Origin of the sequence: Pantoea sp. CTOTU49201 (assembly GCF_032054795.1) — a bacterium.
GTDB classification, from domain to species: Bacteria; Pseudomonadota; Gammaproteobacteria; order Enterobacterales; family Enterobacteriaceae; genus Pantoea; species Pantoea symbiotica.
The window spans coordinates 1-3,100 of record NZ_DAMBSA010000490.1; the positions used below are offsets into that span (position 1 = coordinate 1).

Annotated in this window: 3 protein-coding genes; all 3 read right to left on the reverse strand. The window is 56.4% G+C overall.

Going from position 1 to position 3,100, the window contains the following annotated elements; translation table 11 throughout:
* Positions 1-338: 338 nt before the first annotated feature.
* Positions 339-728 carry a hypothetical protein gene (locus tag RTY00_RS22660; RefSeq protein ID WP_312666406.1) on the reverse strand — a complete coding sequence of 130 codons (390 nt, stop codon included), beginning with the start codon at positions 726-728 and terminating at the stop codon, positions 339-341.
* 234 nt (positions 729-962) lie between these two features.
* Positions 963-2,333 carry an efflux transporter outer membrane subunit gene (locus tag RTY00_RS22665; protein ID WP_312666403.1) on the reverse strand — a complete coding sequence of 457 codons (1,371 nt, stop codon included), beginning with the start codon at positions 2,331-2,333 and terminating at the stop codon, positions 963-965.
* On the reverse strand, positions 2,330-3,100 hold a 771-nt coding region (locus RTY00_RS22670; RefSeq protein ID WP_312666404.1), incomplete at its 5' end, for an HlyD family secretion protein. The genes RTY00_RS22665 and RTY00_RS22670, both read right to left, overlap by 4 nt.

Below are 3,100 nucleotides of genomic sequence, written 5' to 3' on the forward strand. Positions count from 1 at the left end.
GCGGTCATCATCGGCAAAAATTGGGGTTTCGCGATAGGTTGCGTGGCATCTAACGCTGGTGCCTGTTGCGCCCAACGTTGCCACTCTTCTGCGGTGCTGTTGCCCGGCGCGATGGCGTGCCAGTCAACAAGGGAGTAAGCGAGTTTCATACCTGTATTCTTTCTTCAGCCTCAGGGATGGTCAGATTTTCGCTGCGCGGCATCCCTTCCTTGCTCTCAATACCCGTCATCCCATGCGGATGTCGCCGATTAACAAGGCGGGCACATGGCCCGCCTGTTTCTATTTCGGCAGCGTGTCGGCTAACTTTACAACATTATGTCAGCAATCACGCTTCGCGCTTATTTAGCGGCTTCGACCGCCAGACGCGTTTGGATGCCCTGGCTCAGGTTCTGAATCCAGCGGTTGTAATTACGGTGAATTTGACCGCTACCGGCTTTCAGATTCTGGCTGCTGACATACTGGATTTGATAACTGTTCGCGGTGTAATTCACGCGAATATCTGCGGTATGTCCGCGCTCGGCCAGGTGACCATTCATTACGCCTGGACCGGCTGGCGTCATCACCCAATGGTTAGCGGCACCTGACTGAACGATCGCTTGCTTCATTTGATCATCCGAGTAGCTTTGACCCACGGTCTGGTTAACATTCTCGATCGGCGCGGTGCGTGGCGCACAGCCGGTTAACAGGACCGCAGATACTAACAAAGCAAAACCGATTTTCTTATTCATCATTTCCTTTTCTTCCCCTGTCTTTGCAAGCCGCCTCAGTGAGCGACCGCGCTGGTAAACTTACCAACACTGTTCCGTTCAGACTGTGTAAAGCGGGCGGATAATAACATTATTTGTAAAGACAAGTAAAAAGAAGCATGAATCACTTAAGAATCGTTTATCGCCGATTTAAAACTGTTCACGTGCCCTCTTACGGCGGAATTTCTACCGAAAAATGGCCTTGTCGCATGATGTTTAACCCTGCCAGCCGCCACCGAGCGAACGATAAAGATCGATTTGTGCCAGCAGCAGCGTATTTTTCACTGACACGATATTGAGCTGGGTGCTGAACAGCGTTCGCTGGGCGTCCAGCTCATCCAGATAAGAGGCGTAACCGTTTTGATAGCGGTTATGCGCAATGCGATACGCTTCCGCCACATAGCCTTCCTGCTTCTGCAACTCTTCAAGCTGCTCCTGACTGCGGCGAATGGCATCCAGCGCGTTATCCACATCGGAGAAGGCATTGCGCACCACTTTCTCATAGCCATAAAGCGCCTGATTGCGCGTCGCCATCGCCACATCAACCTGCGCTGTCAGCGCTTCGCGATTCAGCAGCGGTGCCAGAATGCTGCCGCCAATGCTCCACAAACGGAATGGATAGTCCAACAGCTGATGCAGTTCGCCGCTTTGCAAGGTGCCGCTGGCGGTGAGATTGAGCGACGGCAACAATTTGGCCTGGGATGACGCCAGTGACGCATCGGCGGCCAGCAGCTGGCGCTGCGCCTGCACGATATCCGGCCGGCGATTCAGCAACTGCGATGGAAGCAGCGATGGCAAGGTTTGCGGTTTGATGTGGTCGAACTGGCTACTGCGCGCGATTTCACGCGGATTCATGCCCACCAGCACGCTGAGCGCATTCTCCTGCTGTTCGATCTGATGCTGCAACTGCGGGATCTGCGCTTTGGCCGTTTGATATTCCGAGGCGGCCTGCATCCATTCGAGACGCGAGGTGTAGCCGGTTTCAAACTGACGCTGCGCCAGATTGAGCGAGTTTTCGCGCGTTGCTAACGTGGCTTCTGTGACGCGTAGCTGCTCATCGAGTGCGCACAGGCTGAGATAGCCCGATGCTACCGAACTGGCGACGGTGAGCTCGGCGGCAGACGCGGCGGCACGCTGCGCATCCAGCGAAGCTTGCGCAGCGCGAATGCTGTTGCTGCGGCTGCCCCATAAATCCACTTCATAGTTGGCCTGCAGCAACCCCTGAAACACCGCGTTTTCATACGGCTGGCCGGTCGCCGCCGACAGCGCACGCTGATGCGTAGCCGCAACACCCGCCGACAGCGTTGGGAAATTGTCACCCTGCGCGGCACGTAATTCGGCACGGTATTGATCCACGCGTGAACGCGCCGTGAGAATATCGCTGTTGTGCTGCAACGCCTGCGTAACGAGGCGATTGAGATCGGCATCGCCAAAGTTCTGCCACCACTGCGCTTCCGGCAGCGCATGTGGGCCAACCTGCTGACGCCAGCTATCGGGAATCGGCAACGATGACGGCGCTTTTTCCACTTCTGTCGCACAGCCGCCCACCATTAATGCCACGCACGTGGCTAACAGTAAGCGCTTCATGGCGCATCCTTGTGCGGTTCAGCGGCGGTATCAATGCTCACTTCCACCGACATGCCGGGGCGCAGCGCCTGCAGATCGTCGTTAAGAATTTTAATGCGCACCGGAATGCGCTGAGCAATTTTCACAAAGTTGCCGGTGGCATTATCCGGCGAGATAGCGCTGAATTCGGAACCGGCGGCAGGCGAGATAAACTCGACGCGTCCATCGTAATGCCTACCGTCCAGCGCATCGACGCGAATGTTCACCGGCAAGCCGGGACGCACGCGCGCCAGCTGGGTTTCTTTGAAATTGGCGATGATCCATTTGTTTTCCGGCACCACCGAAGTCAAACGCGTGCCCGCGGTGACATAGGTGCCTTTACGCACCGACAGCTGACCGAGCTGGCCGCTGTCCGGCGCGATGATGCGTGTATTCGCCAGGTCGATGTTTGCCAGCTCTAACGCCGCCTGCGCACTGGCGACATCGCCTTGCAGTGAAGCCTTATTTACCACCACGGTTTGCAGATTCTGTTGTGAAACGGCGACCTGCGCATCCGCCTGACGCAACTGCGCCTGCGCCTGAGCATTCGCCGCGCGCGCCGCGTCGCGTTCACGTACCGACAGCGAGCCGTCAGCCGCCAGATTTTCTACACGCTTGAGATCGAGGCTGCTTTTCAGCGCCTGCGCTTTGGCATTTTCCAGTGCGGCTTTGTTGCTGAGAATGTTGGCTTCGGCACTTTTACGCTGCTGCTGGTTATTATTCTGCGCAGCGATTTTCATATCCAACTG

What these genes read in the sequence shown, in the direction of transcription:
- RTY00_RS22665 (WP_312666403.1), bottom strand. Translation starts at nt 2,333, where the DNA reads ATGAAGCGCTTACTGTTAGCCACGTGCGTGGCATTAATGGTGGGCGGC.
- RTY00_RS22660 (WP_312666406.1), bottom strand. Translation starts at nt 728, where the DNA reads ATGAATAAGAAAATCGGTTTTGCTTTGTTAGTATCTGCGGTCCTGTTA.